The organism is Flavobacterium sp. JP2137, assembly GCF_050562195.1.
Taxonomy (GTDB): Bacteria; Bacteroidota; Bacteroidia; order Flavobacteriales; family Flavobacteriaceae; genus Flavobacterium.
This window is the reverse complement of the sequence record NZ_CP191647.1, coordinates 1,719,243-1,732,466: the sequence shown is the minus strand read 5'-3', so window position 1 is coordinate 1,732,466 and position 13,224 is coordinate 1,719,243. Positions and strand designations below refer to the sequence as shown.

Annotated in this window: 13 protein-coding genes; 4 read left to right on the top strand and 9 right to left on the bottom strand. The window is 45.8% G+C overall.

The annotated features are described in order from the left end of the window. Nucleotides 1-1,134: 1,134 nt before the first annotated feature. A complete protein-coding gene (locus ACQZ43_RS07385; protein ID WP_430615388.1) occupies nucleotides 1,135-1,311 on the bottom strand; it encodes a hypothetical protein in 177 nt (58 codons plus the stop codon). A gap of 157 nt (nucleotides 1,312-1,468) precedes the next feature. Between ACQZ43_RS07385 and fumC the strand changes: the two genes are divergently transcribed. Further along, on the top strand, nucleotides 1,469-2,866 hold the full coding sequence (gene fumC, locus ACQZ43_RS07380) for a class II fumarate hydratase (protein ID WP_430615632.1): 1,398 nt from the start codon (nucleotides 1,469-1,471) through the stop codon (nucleotides 2,864-2,866). A gap of 52 nt (nucleotides 2,867-2,918) precedes the next feature. Here the strand turns inward: fumC and ACQZ43_RS07375 are convergent, their stop codons facing one another. From ACQZ43_RS07375 to ACQZ43_RS07360, 4 genes are all read right to left on the bottom strand, one after another. Further along, nucleotides 2,919-3,206, bottom strand: a complete 288-nt coding sequence (locus ACQZ43_RS07375) for a GNAT family N-acetyltransferase (protein ID WP_430615387.1) — start codon at nucleotides 3,204-3,206, stop codon at nucleotides 2,919-2,921. Nucleotides 3,207-3,215: 9 nt separating this feature from the next. Beyond that, entirely contained in the window at nucleotides 3,216-3,608 is a 393-nt protein-coding gene (locus tag ACQZ43_RS07370) for an OsmC family protein (RefSeq protein WP_430615385.1), read from the bottom strand. Between the two features lie 253 nt (nucleotides 3,609-3,861). Further along, nucleotides 3,862-5,043 (bottom strand): tryptophan synthase subunit beta, encoded by a 1,182-nt coding sequence (gene trpB / locus ACQZ43_RS07365; RefSeq protein ID WP_430615384.1) that lies wholly within the window; start codon nucleotides 5,041-5,043, stop codon nucleotides 3,862-3,864. Between the two features lie 375 nt (nucleotides 5,044-5,418). Continuing rightward, nucleotides 5,419-6,078 (bottom strand): peptidoglycan-binding protein LysM, encoded by a 660-nt coding sequence (locus ACQZ43_RS07360; protein ID WP_430615383.1) that lies wholly within the window; start codon nucleotides 6,076-6,078, stop codon nucleotides 5,419-5,421. On the opposite strand from ACQZ43_RS07360, the gene ACQZ43_RS07355 reads away from it, so the two are divergent. Further along, the gene (locus ACQZ43_RS07355) at nucleotides 6,066-6,239 is read left to right on the top strand and encodes a hypothetical protein (protein WP_430615382.1); all 174 of its coding nucleotides are present in this window, start codon (nucleotides 6,066-6,068) and stop codon (nucleotides 6,237-6,239) included. The two genes, ACQZ43_RS07360 and ACQZ43_RS07355, sit on opposite strands and share 13 nt — an antisense overlap. 280 nt (nucleotides 6,240-6,519) lie before the next feature. Here ACQZ43_RS07355 and mltG read toward each other — a convergent pair whose 3' ends face one another. From mltG to dapF, 3 genes are read right to left on the bottom strand one after another with little or no spacing between them, the layout of a single operon-like run. Continuing rightward, nucleotides 6,520-7,557 (bottom strand): endolytic transglycosylase MltG, encoded by a 1,038-nt coding sequence (mltG, locus tag ACQZ43_RS07350; protein WP_430615381.1) that lies wholly within the window; start codon nucleotides 7,555-7,557, stop codon nucleotides 6,520-6,522. Next, nucleotides 7,554-8,087 (bottom strand): GNAT family N-acetyltransferase, encoded by a 534-nt coding sequence (locus ACQZ43_RS07345; RefSeq protein WP_430615380.1) that lies wholly within the window; start codon nucleotides 8,085-8,087, stop codon nucleotides 7,554-7,556. The genes mltG and ACQZ43_RS07345 overlap by 4 nt, the downstream gene beginning before the upstream one ends. Beyond that, on the bottom strand, nucleotides 8,084-8,878 hold the full coding sequence (gene dapF / locus ACQZ43_RS07340) for a diaminopimelate epimerase (RefSeq protein ID WP_430615379.1): 795 nt from the start codon (nucleotides 8,876-8,878) through the stop codon (nucleotides 8,084-8,086). The genes ACQZ43_RS07345 and dapF overlap by 4 nt, the downstream gene beginning before the upstream one ends. 138 nt (nucleotides 8,879-9,016) lie before the next feature. Between dapF and ACQZ43_RS07335 the strand changes: the two genes are divergently transcribed. Both ACQZ43_RS07335 and ACQZ43_RS07330 read left to right on the top strand, forming a co-directional pair. Continuing rightward, on the top strand, nucleotides 9,017-10,408 hold the full coding sequence (locus tag ACQZ43_RS07335; protein WP_430615378.1) for a trypsin-like peptidase domain-containing protein: 1,392 nt from the start codon (nucleotides 9,017-9,019) through the stop codon (nucleotides 10,406-10,408). A 116-nt stretch (nucleotides 10,409-10,524) separates the two neighbouring features. Beyond that, on the top strand, nucleotides 10,525-11,973 hold the full coding sequence (locus tag ACQZ43_RS07330; RefSeq protein WP_430615377.1) for a glyceraldehyde-3-phosphate dehydrogenase: 1,449 nt from the start codon (nucleotides 10,525-10,527) through the stop codon (nucleotides 11,971-11,973). Between the two features lie 654 nt (nucleotides 11,974-12,627). On the opposite strand, the gene ACQZ43_RS07325 is transcribed toward ACQZ43_RS07330, so the two are convergent. Beyond that, entirely contained in the window at nucleotides 12,628-13,209 is a 582-nt protein-coding gene (locus tag ACQZ43_RS07325; RefSeq protein ID WP_430615376.1) for a TlpA family protein disulfide reductase, read from the bottom strand. Nucleotides 13,210-13,224: the final 15 nt, after the last annotated feature.

Below are 13,224 nucleotides of genomic sequence, written 5' to 3'. Positions count from 1 at the left end.
TTCGCTGATGCGCGGATTCGAGAGGTTACGGTAGCACTAAATCTGTGGAATTAAAAACAGGCTAATCGCCGACATTACCGCAATCCGATGGGAAAAAGGCGGATTCGCGGATTCGCTGATGCGCGGATTCGAGAGGTTACGGTAGCACTAAATCTGTGGAATTAAGAACAGACTAATCGCCGACATTACCGCAATCCGATGGGAAAAAGGCGGATTCGCGGATGGGCGGATTCGCGGATGGGCGGATTCGCGGATTCGTGAGGTTACGGTAGCACTAAATCTTCGGAATTAAAAACAGACTAATCGCCGAATTTACCGCAATCCGATGGGAAAAAGGCGGATTCGCGGATTCGTGAGGTTACGGTAGCATTAAATCTTCGGAATTAAGAACAGACTAATCGCCGAATTTACCGCAATCCGATGGGAAAAAGGCGGATTCGCGGATTCGCTGATGCGCGGATTCGAGAGGTTACGGTAGCACTAAATCTGTGGAATTAAAAACAGGCTAATCGCCGACATTACCGCAATCCAAAGCGATTAAACGAATAAGCAAAAAGAACCGATGCGCGGATTCGAGAGGTTACGGTAGCACTAAATCTTCGGAATTAAAAACAGACTAATCGCCGACATTACTGCAATCCGATGGAAAAAAGGCGGATTCGCGGATTCGCGGATTCGCGGATGGGCGGATTCGCGGATTCGAGAGGTTACGGTAGCACTAAATCTTCGGAATTAAAAACAGATTAATCGCCGAATTTACCGCAATCCGATGGGAAAAAGGCGGATTCGCGGATTCGCTGATGCGCGGATTCGAGAGGTTACGGTAGCACTAAATCTGTGGAATTAAAAACAGGCTAATCGCCGACATTACTGCAATCCGATGGGAAAAAGGCGGATTCGCGGATTCGCTGATGCGCGGATTCGTGAGGCTACGGAAAGTAAAAAAAGCTGATTCGCTGATACGAGAGCTTCTGCAAAGGACAAAATCTTCGGAATTAAAAACACACGAATCGCCGACATTACCGCAATCCAAAGCGAATAAACGAATCTGCAAATAGACGAATCTGCAAAAAACAAAAAAGGCCCTCCAAATTATATATGGTAGGGCCTTTTTCTTTACTTGTGCGAATCAAATTATTTAATTTGTTCTTGCTCTTCTCTTTTTTTAGCTTTCTTCTCTTTGATTAATTCGATAATTGCTCCCCCAGCCCAATACTGTACGAAGCCAATTAAGAAAATCATTAACCAGAACCCCATTGTGAGGACGGTCATAGCAACGATGAAACCTAAATACTGTTGAAATTCAAACATGTTTTCCGGAATTTTGAATACAAAGCCAAAGATATAATGAAAAAACGGGATTACCTAAGTTCTAAAAAGAAAATAAATCACTTTTAAGTTCGTCAACTATTTCCTACCTTTATATAGAATAATTCTAAAAAACAACTTTTTTAAAAAAGCGAACATGATGACCTATCGAATAGAAAAAGACACTATGGGAGAAGTGCAGGTTCCCTCAGATAAATATTGGGGCGCACAAACCGAGCGTTCCCGAAATAATTTTAAAATCGGTCCTGCCGCCTCTATGCCACACGAGATAATCGAGGGCTTTGCATATCTCAAAAAAGCTGCTGCCTATGCCAATTGGGAGTTGGGCGTGCTCTCTATAGAAAAGAGAGATGCTATTGCGGGGGTTTGCGAGGAGATTTTAAACGGCGAACTCGACGATCAGTTTCCCTTAGTCATTTGGCAAACGGGTTCGGGTACCCAAAGCAATATGAATGTCAATGAGGTGGTGGCCAATCGGGCGCAGGTCTTGGCCGGTTTTAAAATTGGCGAAGGCGAAGCGGTTTTAAAAGCCAACGACGACGTCAACAAATCGCAGTCGTCCAACGACACCTTCCCCACGGGTATGCACATCGCGGCCTACCGCTTGATCGTTGAAACCACCATACCCGGTGTAAGCCAATTGCGCGACACCCTACAAGCCAAGTCCATCGCCTTTAAGAATGTGGTTAAAATCGGTCGTACGCATTTGATGGACGCCACGCCCCTAACACTGGGACAGGAGTTTTCGGGCTATGTAGCCCAGCTCAACCACGGTCTCAAAGCCTTAAACAACACCTTGGCGCATTTGTCGGAACTGGCCTTGGGCGGAACCGCAGTGGGTACGGGTATCAATACGCCAAAGGGCTATGACGTGCTGGTGGCGCGTTACATTGCTCAATTTACCGGACTACCCTTTGTTACGGCAGCCAACAAATTTGAAGCCTTGGCCGCTCACGACGCCTTTATAGAGACCCACGGTGCCTTAAAGCAATTGGCCGTATCGCTCAACAAGATTGCCAACGATATTCGAATGATGGCTTCCGGTCCCCGATCGGGCATTGGAGAGCTGTTTATACCGGCTAATGAACCGGGTTCGTCCATAATGCCGGGCAAGGTCAATCCCACCCAATGCGAAGCGCTAACCATGGTTGCCGCACAGGTTATGGGCAATGATGTAGCCATTACCATAGGCGGTACTCAAGGGCATTATGAACTCAATGTGTTTAAACCGATGATGGCGGCCAACCTATTGCAATCGGCGCGATTGATCGGAGAGGCCTGTGTGTCCTTTGACGAACATTGCGCACAGGGCATAGAACCCAACGAACCGCGAATCCGGGAACTCGTTTCCAATTCGCTGATGCTGGTTACGGCACTCAACACCAAAATCGGTTATTACAAGGCGGCAGAAATCGCGAATACCGCCCATCAAAACGGCACTACACTAAAAGAAGAAGCCGTTCGATTGGGCTATGTTACAGCAGCCGAATTTGACGCTTGGGTAAAACCCGAAGACATGATCGGTGAAAACCTTTAACATACAGTAATACCCCAAAACCGCAGCGGCTAATCCACTGCGGTCTTGGGGTTTATTTTGCCCATACCTCTTGTATTTCGGGTGTTTTTTCAAAGACCGCCCGTACAAAAGGACAAACCGCCACCACTTCTACCCCCTGCTCACGAGCAAAGGCTACAGCGGCAAAGACCAGCGCCTTGCCCAGGCCGCGTCCGCCGTAATCCGGATCGACTAGGGTGTCGTCCAAAACCAATTGTCGGCTGTCCGACCAATAGAAACTCAGGGTTCCTATGGTCTTTTGGTCCTCGATCGCCTTAAAAGCGCCGCGATTTCCCGCTATTTCCTGTTTGATCGTCCACATCGGCTTGCGTTAGGCTAAGGTTGTGGCTATGCTATTCGACTGTTCCAATATCTTGTGAATCGGACATTTGTCGGCTATGGCCAAAATTCGCTTAGCCACCGCTTCTTCCAAGGGGTGATCAAACTCAATCACGCGATTAAAGACCTCCTTTTGCGCGGCTTCGTCCCGATCCAAACTCACGCGCACTCGAATGTCGCCCACTTCCCATCCCTTGCGGTCGATGTACATGCGGAGGGTAATACTCGTACACGAGGCCAGGGCAGCGGCCAATAGATCTTTGGGAGTCATACCCAAATTCTGTCCGCCCAATGCTACGGGTTCATCGACAATTACGGCAAATTGATCTTGGGTTACTACGGTTTTATAGGCCTGTTTTGAGGTAAGCGCTTGAACTGCATTCATGATTTAGCTATTTAATATTAAGAATAAACCCCATTTACGCTCGCAACCGCTGAGCAACACCAAAATTAGTCGCGCATTGCGAGGGGTTCCTCCCATAAAAATAGTCCTTTTATCGATTAAAAACAACACCCCCCGCATTATTGGTAGCGATTTTAAGGAGGCATAAAAAAAGACATCCACAGTTGGCGCTGCGGATGTCTCCATTTAAAGGCGCTTGAAAAAAGCGCTTGGTCTCAGTTAAAAAAGCGGGCCTTCACAAGTTGAAATAGGCGGCATAGTTATCGAGGTCCTTATCGCCCCTACCCGACAAATTGATCACGACCACATCTTCGGGTTTAAACACCATTTTGTCCAGCACTGCCAAGGCGTGTGCACTTTCCAAAGCGGGTATAATGCCCTCGGTTTTGCAGAGCTCCAAGGCCGCTTTCATGGCGGAATCGTCTTCGATGGCCAAGAAATCCACGCGATCCACCGCTTTGAGATGGGCGTATAAAGGGCCAAATCCCGGATAATCCAAGCCCGCCGAAATCGAATAGGCCTCCAATGGATTGCCGTCATCCCCTTGCATAAACAGGGTTTTACTGCCGTGTAAAACACCGGTTTTACCGATAAAGGAGGTCGCTGCCGTCTGTCCGGAATCGATTCCCTTTCCGCCGCCTTCGGCCACGATTAAGCGCACGTTTTCCTCGTCAAAAAAGTGGTAAAAGGCCCCGGTAGCATTGCTTCCTCCGCCTACACAAGCAATGACGTAATCCGGAGTGGAACGCCCTTCCGCTAGCTGCAATTGCGCCTTGATTTCCTTGGAGATCACCGACTGAAAACGAGCCACCATATCGGGATAAGGGTGGGGTCCCACTACCGATCCGATGATGTAGAAGGTATCGTCGGGGTTTTCAATCCAATGCATCAAGGCCTCGTCTACCGCCTCCTTAAGGGTTTTAGCCCCCGATTGCGCCGCGCGAACCTCGGCCCCTAACATTTTCATACGCGCCACATTCGGAGCCTGTCTTTCCATGTCTAAAGCCCCCATATAGACAATGCACTCCATTCCCATCAATGCGCAAACCGTAGCCGTGGCCACTCCGTGTTGCCCCGCTCCGGTCTCGGCGACGATCTTTTTCTTGCCCAAACGCTGCGCCAGCAGCACCTGTCCTATGGTGTTGTTGATCTTATGCGCACCGGTATGGCAGAGGTCTTCCCGTTTTAAATACACCTTGGTCTGGTATTTCTTCGAAAGCCCGCGGGCGAAATACAAGGGCGTGGGTCTGCCGACATAATCGGCCAGCAATTGATTCATCTCCCGCTGAAATTCTGGTTCCTCCAAAACAAGTCGGTACTGCTCTTGCAATTCGTCTATGTTTTTTTGAAGTACTTCCGGTACAAAAGCACCGCCAAAATTTCCGTAAAATCCGTTTTCGTCTACTTGATAATTCATCTGTTCTATAGGTTTAAAAAATTGAATACTTGAGTTTAGAGCAAAAAAAAAGGCCTGTCGTTAGACAAGCCTTTTTTGATATATGGGTAGGTTATACGATTAACTATACACATAGCAAGGACTGCTCACGACGTTTGACGTAAGTAGTTTCCACCAGCTATTAGTTAACAATACATTCATTTTATAATTCTTTCTGTGGGTACAAATATAGAAGACATTTTTAAAAAGGCCTTGCTTTTTTTATTTTTTAACATACTCGGCCGTTTTGGGTTTGGCTGCAGTCCGCTGTCGAGGCTAGACTAAAAGGGCGATTGGCCAAAGCGAAACAAGCGAAAACGAAAAAACCAGCACAAGGCTGGTTTTTCTTAAAGGTTGCTACATGGTGACCACCGGATTATCGTTGGGCACTATGTGAGAGGTATCATAACCCGCAAACTTCATCATGTACGACTTAATAGAGGTACCAAATCCGTCGCGAAAACCAATGTGTCCATTACTCTTCAAGAAATTTTTCACCGACCCTGCACCACCTAAATGGGCTGCGGCCAAAATTCCCGATTCCGTAATGTGAACACCTCCTACTTTTTTACCGTTGAACTTTTCAATTTCTCTCCTCAATTCCCATTTGTTTTTCGCCAACAAAGCATTGAATGCTTTTTCTTGTTGAATGGGATTTTTTAGAAAACCGGTAGTGTTGCGAATCCCCACAGCGCGTAGTGCACTTTTTCCAAATTGGTATTTTCCCATGTAACCATACGAATTGACCAAAGTGTATAAACCTAGAGATTCCCGAACAGCAAGAGCCTGTTTAAAACCGGTAAACGATTTACCGGTAAAAGGAATTGTAGCTTGTGTTGCCGACTCCTTATTCGCTACATCTGCCACTTCTTCTTCTGTGGCGACATGGTAGAATAACGATTCTTTAACTTCCGTTTTATGTTGTTTTAAAAGGGCTATTTCATAGCTTTTAAAACCGGAAATGACCGTAGCAATTAGCAGTACAAATCCAATAAAATAAGAACATGTTTTTATCATTAAATTTAATTTCTCAAACCCTGTCACTATTTGAAATTTCTGAGGGCAAAGTTACTTTAATTTTTATAAAAAGCCATCTAGATGCCGTTTATTTAACTTTCCGTACTGATTTTAATTCGCAATTACTTAAAAACCAAGGCTTAACGAAAACAAAAAAATAAAAAATAAATTTGCTATTCTTGATATTCTTGATTAAATTAATAGCGCTTCAACCGATTTTTGCTCTTTTTTAGCGGCAAAACACGCTTAAAAACCGCCGAATCAGCCCGGGATCTCCGCTGCGGATAAAAACGGAAAAAGCCTAAAAATGACGGGTCATTTTTAGGCTTTTTTGCCGCGGTATTTCCGATCGGCTCGCGGGAAATACAACACTTGCTTTTTCCAGCGATTACCGCTGATCGGCGCCGATTCTCATCGGCGGTGGCGCTGCGATAAAACGCGTTATTCGATGCCGTTACGAGTCAGCCAATCGGTGTATTTTTTTCGGTTGATGTTGTGTTGCGCCAAAGTGGCTGCAAATTCGTGGTATCCCATTTTTTCTACACTGGCGCAGAAATAGATGTAATCGTGTTGTTCCGGATCCAAAACCGCCTCTAAAGAGGAGATATCCGGCATGGCAATCAAGCCCGGCGGCAATCCGACGTTTTGATAGGTATTATAAGGAGAGGGAATCCCCAGATCCTTTAAATACACCCTTTTGATCACCTGATCGAAATCGTTGGTGTATTTTTTCTTGGCAAAGACCACCGTGGGATCGGCCTGCAGCAGCATCCCCAGCCTTAAACGGTTTAGATAAGCACCGGCCACCCGAGCTTTTTCGTCGTTTTTGGCGGTTTCCTTCTGTACGATAGCGGCCAAAACAGCCACTTCTACCGGAGTCATATCCAATTTCTTTGCTTTTTCCAAGCGCGCTTCATTCCAAAACTTAATGTATTCCTTGTGCATGGTATTGCGCACTTTTAACGGGCTGACATTCCAATAAAACTCGTAGGTATTCGGCATAAAAGACGCCAATACCGTTTCGTTGGTAAATCCGTTTTCCTCCATAAAAGTCGGGTCGGTAAAGGTTTCCAACAGCGACAAGCTATCGGGTTCGATCTGCGTCGCCAAACGCTGCACCAACCGCTCTATGGTTTCTTGGTTGTTAAAGGTCACCTTAACCGGAATGTTTTTGCGCAAGGCCTGCATCATATCATAGCTGTTCATCCCCTTTTTCCAGAGAAATTTACCGGAAATGATATTGGACGAATACTTGAATTGCTCTGCTATGGCCTCAAACTTATCCATATCCACCACATAAGGGGCGATAATGCGCTGCACATCGGCATAGGAAACCTTGGAGGGAATATAGATATAAGTCTCCTTATCTATTCCCTTTATATTGGTAGAGAAAGCCTTGTCATACATGGTATACGCATAGACCATAGCGCCCAACAAAGCCACTACAGCGATGACACTTACTGCTTTTTTTAAATTCATTTTTTTGTGTTTAATAATTGATATAAGGCTTCGTCTTTTCGTTGAGTTCCCACGCGGTTCCACTCTTTTTTAATCCCCACGCAAGAGAAGCCAAATTTAGTAAAAAGGCGTTCACTAGGTAAATTATCCGTGCTAATATTTGCATATAATTGATGCAATTGCAAATGGTAGAAGGCGTAGTTAATCAGCAGTTCCAAAGCTTCCGATCCCACGCCTTGCAGGCGGTTTTCCGGGTTGTTAATCACGATTCCAATACCCGCGCGTTGGTTTTTGGGATCAAAGTCAAACAGGTCGATCAAGCCCAGGGGCGCAGCACTGCTGTTTGAGCAAATCACCATTCGCAACTGTTTGGATTCGTAGATGTCCTGATGGGCATTTTCCAGGTATTGATGGATGAGAAATCGGCTGTAGGGCGTTTGGGTATTGCTGACCTCCCAGAGGTTCTCTTGGTTTTCCAATTGGTATATAAATTCCAGATCCTCGGGCTCCAGCGCGCGCAGATAGACCAAATTCCCCTTGAGCGTCATCATATCGACAGCGCTATCAGACCGTCGAACACCCTAGTGGCCGGTCCCGTTAGGAAAACATCGGTATAGGCGTTTCCGACTTTGGTAAACTTCACGCTCAGCCGACCGCCTTTGACCAAGATCGTCACTTCGGAAGCCGTGGTGTGCAAGTGGTGCGACATCGCTATGGCCACCGCAGTGGCTCCGGTGCCGCAAGACCAGGTTTCCGCTTCTACCCCCCGCTCGTAGGTGCGAATGGCAAAGGTGGTGTCGTCGATTTTTTCGACAAAATTGACATTGGTACCCCCGGGTTGGTAGCGCGGACTCTCGCGAATCTGCTTCCCTAAAGTGTATACGTCGCAATGGGCTAAATCGGAAACCAGCTGTACGTGATGGGGAGATCCGGTGTTGAGAAAGGTCGAATCGCCTTGGTCGACAACCGTGTCTACGGCAGTCATTTGCAGGCTTACTATTCCCTGCGCATCTATGGTAGCCCTGTGCAAGCCGTCGACGGCGCTAAACAGACAACGGTCGGTAATCATCCCCAATTGCTTGGCAAAAGCGACGATGCAACGCCCGCCATTTCCACACATCGAACTCGGCCGACCGTCGGAATTGTAATAGACCATACCGAAATCGGTCTCGCTATCCGCTTCGATCAAAATCAGTCCGTCTGCCCCGATGCCCAGTCGCCGGTTGCACCAGTGCGCAATCAGGTCGTGGTTGTCCTTTGGAAAGCACAGATCGCGGTTGTCGATCATGATAAAATCGTTGCCCGTGCCGTGGTATTTGTAAAAATGCCTAGTGTTGTCCATATTTCTCCAACTTAAAATCGGTACAAAAATACGAATATAAATTAGACCGCAACGCGTGTTAACAGTGCGTTAAAAGGTTTTTTTTGAGCAATTTCATTAACTATATTTACTATGCTAACAATAAAACATCGATAATATATGAACAAGTTAAGCTCTTTGTTACTCGTATCTTTGTTAAGTGGTATTATAACTCTAACGGGATATAAGTTTTTTGTAGAACACCGAGACAATCCGGTGTCTCCCATAGCCGTAGCTCCAAGCCTAGCGAGTCAAGCGGTTCATTTTAACGGCGGTTCCACCGATTTTACCGCTGCGGCGGAAAACACCGTTCACACGGTAGTCCACGTCAAAAACCTCAGTTATAAATCGGCTCCCAGCAATCCGATTATGGAATATTTTTACGGTTATCAACCCGGTCCTCCGCGCCCGCAAATCGGCATCGGTTCGGGGGTAATCATCTCGGAAGACGGCTATATCGTTACGAACAATCACGTGATTGCCGGAGCGGAAACCCTGGAAGTCACCTTAAACGACAACAGCAGTTATCCCGCACGCCTGATCGGGAACGACCAATCGATGGACATCGCCTTATTAAAGATCGACACCGATAAAAAGCTGCCGTATATCGTCTTTGGCGATTCGGACGAAATTCAATTGGGCGAATGGGTATTGGCCGTAGGCAATCCATACAACCTCAATTCGACCGTAACAGCGGGTATCATATCGGCCAAGGCGCGCAACCTATCGCAGTCGGGCATACAGTCGTTTATACAAACCGACGCCGTAGTCAATGCCGGTAACAGCGGTGGTGCCCTGGTCAATACCCGAGGCGAGCTCATCGGCATCAATACGATGATTTCGTCCAATACCGGTTCTTATGTGGGCTATTCCTTTGCCGTTCCGTCCAATGTAACGCGCAAGATCATTCAGGATCTGCTCGAGTTTGGCAATGTGCAACAAGGGGTATTGGGCATACAGGGTTTTGAATTGAGTGCAGCCGTGGCTACCGAAAAAAAGCTACCGATCAACCGCGGTTTCTACATCGAGTCCGTACAGGCGGAATCCGGAGCAGCACAGGCGGGATTGCAAGCCGGGGACATCATCACTCAGATCGACCACAAAAACATCCTGACCTTTGTGGATTTGAATTCCGTATTAAACACCAAGCGCCCCAATGACGAGGTTACCGTAACCCTAAATCGCCGCAAAAAGGAGCTAGAGCTTCCGGTGCGACTCATCAAAAAAGAGCGCGCCAGTATGGAGTTCAACGGCTTTACCTTTGCAGACCTGACCGACCAAGACCGAAAGAGGTTCCAAATACGCTATGGGATCCGCATTTTAAGCGTTACCCACGAGAGTTTTGCCCCTTATAAGGAGGAGTTGGAAGGATCGGTATTGCTGTCGATTAACGGGCAACGCATAACAAATACGCAAGCGGCTTTGGAAATGCTAAATAATTCCAAAATAAAAAAACAATTTCGTTTGGAAATTATCAATTCTAAAGGAGAATTAATTCGATTGTTGTTATAATTCCACAGTCTAGATAAAAAGAGGGTATAATTGTCACGGATTTATTTGTAAAAGAGTCGGTATAATTGATTTAAAATCGATATTTTTGCAACAATTTATTACAACACAATCTAACTATGAAAAATTCAGGTTCTTACGAAAAAGAATTGGCCTTTCAGGCAGATCGAAGAAAAGCATGTGTCGAGTTTATAAAAATTGTAAGCGACTTATGGTATGACAAATCTATCGAATTGGTTTTATTCCGCAATCAATTGATAGACCGAAATGTGAGCGACATCATCAACTTGCATGAGTACGCGGCCAAATTTGTGGAAAAACCGATCATCATCTTTGATACGGTAGAAATTGCCAAAGCCATACTGTCTTCGGATTTACCGCCATCGCGTATCGATATCGGAAAATTGACCTATGAATTTCACTTAGAAGAAAACCAACACGAAAACGCGCTTTCCTTTGTAATCAACAAATTGAAAAACGCCAAACAAACCGAAAACATCGTTCCAAAAGACGTGGTTTTATACGGATTTGGACGTATTGGACGTTTATTGGCTCGCGAATTGATGAGCAAAATCGGAAAGGGACAGCAACTGCGCTTAAGAGCCATAGTTACCCGCGATAAAAACGATGCCAATCTTTTGGAAAAAAGAGCATCGCTATTGAAATACGATTCGATTCACGGTGATTTTGAAGGTTCTGTAATTGCAGACCCTGCCAACAACGCCTTGATCATCAACGGAACCACCGTACACATGATTTCTGCCTCTAATCCCGAGGACATCGACTATACCGAATTTGACATTGATAACGCTTTGGTTATCGACAATACGGGTGCCTTCACCACCGAAGCCGATTTAAGACGCCATTTGAGCTCTAAAGGAGCCGATAAGGTTTTATTGACCGCACCAGGAAAAGGCGTCCCCAATATTGTACTGGGCGTAAACCACGAGGAATACAGCCCCGATACCATAGACATCTTTTCTGCAGCCTCTTGTACGACCAATGCCATCACCCCTATTTTAAAGGTGGTTGAGGATAATTTAGGTGTGGTAAAAGGCCATTTAGAAACGATTCACGCCTATACTAACGACCAGAACTTGGTCGATAATATGCACAAAAAATACCGTCGTGGTAGAGCTGCAGCCCTGAACATGGTAATTACAGAAACCGGTGCGGGTAGCGCTGTTGCCAAGGCTTTGCCTTCACTAGCAGGCAAATTGACTTCCAACGCGATTCGCGTTCCTGTTCCCAACGGTTCTTTGGTGGTACTCAACTTAGAAGTGACCCGAGAAACCAGCATAGACGACATCAATAAAATGATGAAAGTAGCGGCTTTGGAAGGTTCTCTAGTAGAGCAAATCAAATACTCGATGAACAACGAATTGGTGTCTTCGGATATCGTTGGAACTTCGGCTCCAGCTATTTACGACAGCAATGCGACCATCGTTTCTGCCGACGGAAAAAACATCGTGCTTTACATCTGGTACGACAACGAATACGGATACAGCCACCAAGTAATTCGCTTGGCCAAATACATTGCCAAAGTTAGACGTTATACCTACTATTAGTAGATGCTTATTATAAGCTGATAAAAAATCCGAATGCCACTGGTATTCGGATTTTTTTTTGCGGTGCCCCCGGTAAAAATCCGTTTTTCCAACTTGAAGGCTGTTCTCATTTTTTGCTGGAGTAACGACCTTTTTAAAAGCAACGGGTTCGCGCAGTGTTGGCGTTTTAACGAGAAGCCAGGAGGAATAAGCGAAGGCCCTTATCCATGCTCACGCAAGCCTTTTTTGCCTCGCTTTTGTGACTGTTCGCCGAATTGGAACAATCTATTTCAGTACCGTGATTGTGCTATTCCCCGTTAAAAGCAAAAAACAAACTTCGCTTGAACTCGGCCATACGGCATTTTTCATAGTGTAGGACCGAAAAACAGCCAAGCCCTAATGAACAGCCTAAAGGATAATAACCGAAAATAGAATCAAGGCTCTTTTTTTAGTTAAAACACCTCCAAAAATGCTGTTTACGAATCAAAACCGGCTGACCTTGGGTTTTTACCTCCTGAAACAGTAAGCTTAAAAATGATGCTGTACCACTTGTATTTGGATTACACAAAAAAGTCCCTCCATGTAAAGGGGACTTAATTATTTTTCGAACTGCGATTTACAGCGACGTCAAACGGCTGTAAGGCGACGGATGCGGTGGGTTTAAAATTTTCAGCCTTAATTTTCAGGTGTTAACAAGCGATTCAACGCCGCTCTAAAACTGTCGCTGTTCCAATCTGCGGCACTAAATTTCTTGAGAATCACGCGACCTTGTTGGTCGATCAGATAGGATGCGGGTATGGAACTCGATTCCAATAACTTTGGCGTAGTGGTCACGGGAAAGTACATCGGCAAATTGTAGTCGTGCTTTTGCTTATAAGCCCGAACCTTTTCTACGGGATCCGAGGTGACAAACAAAAACACCATACGATCTTGATAGTCGTCGTACAGCTTTTGGAAACTCGGCTTTTCCGCAATGCAGGGCGGACACCAGGTCGCCCAAAAATTAATCAATATCAATTGGCCTTGAAAATCGGAAAAGTCCACGACACGCCCGTTTTCATCTTGCAATTTCCAAGAGGAAAAGTCCACTTTTTCGGCGGCGACTTCCTTGTCCAAACTCGGAGAAAACGCCATCAGTCTATTGACCCATACCTTTACTTCGGTTCCCAATGGGGTAAACAGTATCATACCCATAATCAGTACAAAGGCTATATTGCCCCAAACTCTTTTGCGTTTTTTAACGGTTTCGTCTTTCATAGTGCCGTTGATTTA

Coding starts and splice junctions, on each gene's coding strand:
- ACQZ43_RS07385 (WP_430615388.1), bottom strand. CDS start 1,311: ATGTTTGAATTTCAACAGTATTTAGGTTTCATCGTTGCTATGACCGTC.
- fumC (WP_430615632.1), top strand. CDS start 1,469: ATGACCTATCGAATAGAAAAAGACACTATGGGAGAAGTGCAGGTTCCC.
- ACQZ43_RS07375 (WP_430615387.1), bottom strand. CDS start 3,206: ATGTGGACGATCAAACAGGAAATAGCGGGAAATCGCGGCGCTTTTAAG.
- ACQZ43_RS07370 (WP_430615385.1), bottom strand. CDS start 3,608: ATGAATGCAGTTCAAGCGCTTACCTCAAAACAGGCCTATAAAACCGTA.
- trpB (WP_430615384.1), bottom strand. CDS start 5,043: ATGAATTATCAAGTAGACGAAAACGGATTTTACGGAAATTTTGGCGGT.
- ACQZ43_RS07355 (WP_430615382.1), top strand. CDS start 6,066: ATGTTTTTATCATTAAATTTAATTTCTCAAACCCTGTCACTATTTGAA.
- ACQZ43_RS07360 (WP_430615383.1), bottom strand. CDS start 6,078: ATGATAAAAACATGTTCTTATTTTATTGGATTTGTACTGCTAATTGCT.
- mltG (WP_430615381.1), bottom strand. CDS start 7,557: ATGAATTTAAAAAAAGCAGTAAGTGTCATCGCTGTAGTGGCTTTGTTG.
- ACQZ43_RS07345 (WP_430615380.1), bottom strand. CDS start 8,087: ATGATGACGCTCAAGGGGAATTTGGTCTATCTGCGCGCGCTGGAGCCC.
- dapF (WP_430615379.1), bottom strand. CDS start 8,878: ATGGACAACACTAGGCATTTTTACAAATACCACGGCACGGGCAACGAT.
- ACQZ43_RS07335 (WP_430615378.1), top strand. CDS start 9,017: ATGAACAAGTTAAGCTCTTTGTTACTCGTATCTTTGTTAAGTGGTATT.
- ACQZ43_RS07330 (WP_430615377.1), top strand. CDS start 10,525: ATGAAAAATTCAGGTTCTTACGAAAAAGAATTGGCCTTTCAGGCAGAT.
- ACQZ43_RS07325 (WP_430615376.1), bottom strand. CDS start 13,209: ATGAAAGACGAAACCGTTAAAAAACGCAAAAGAGTTTGGGGCAATATA.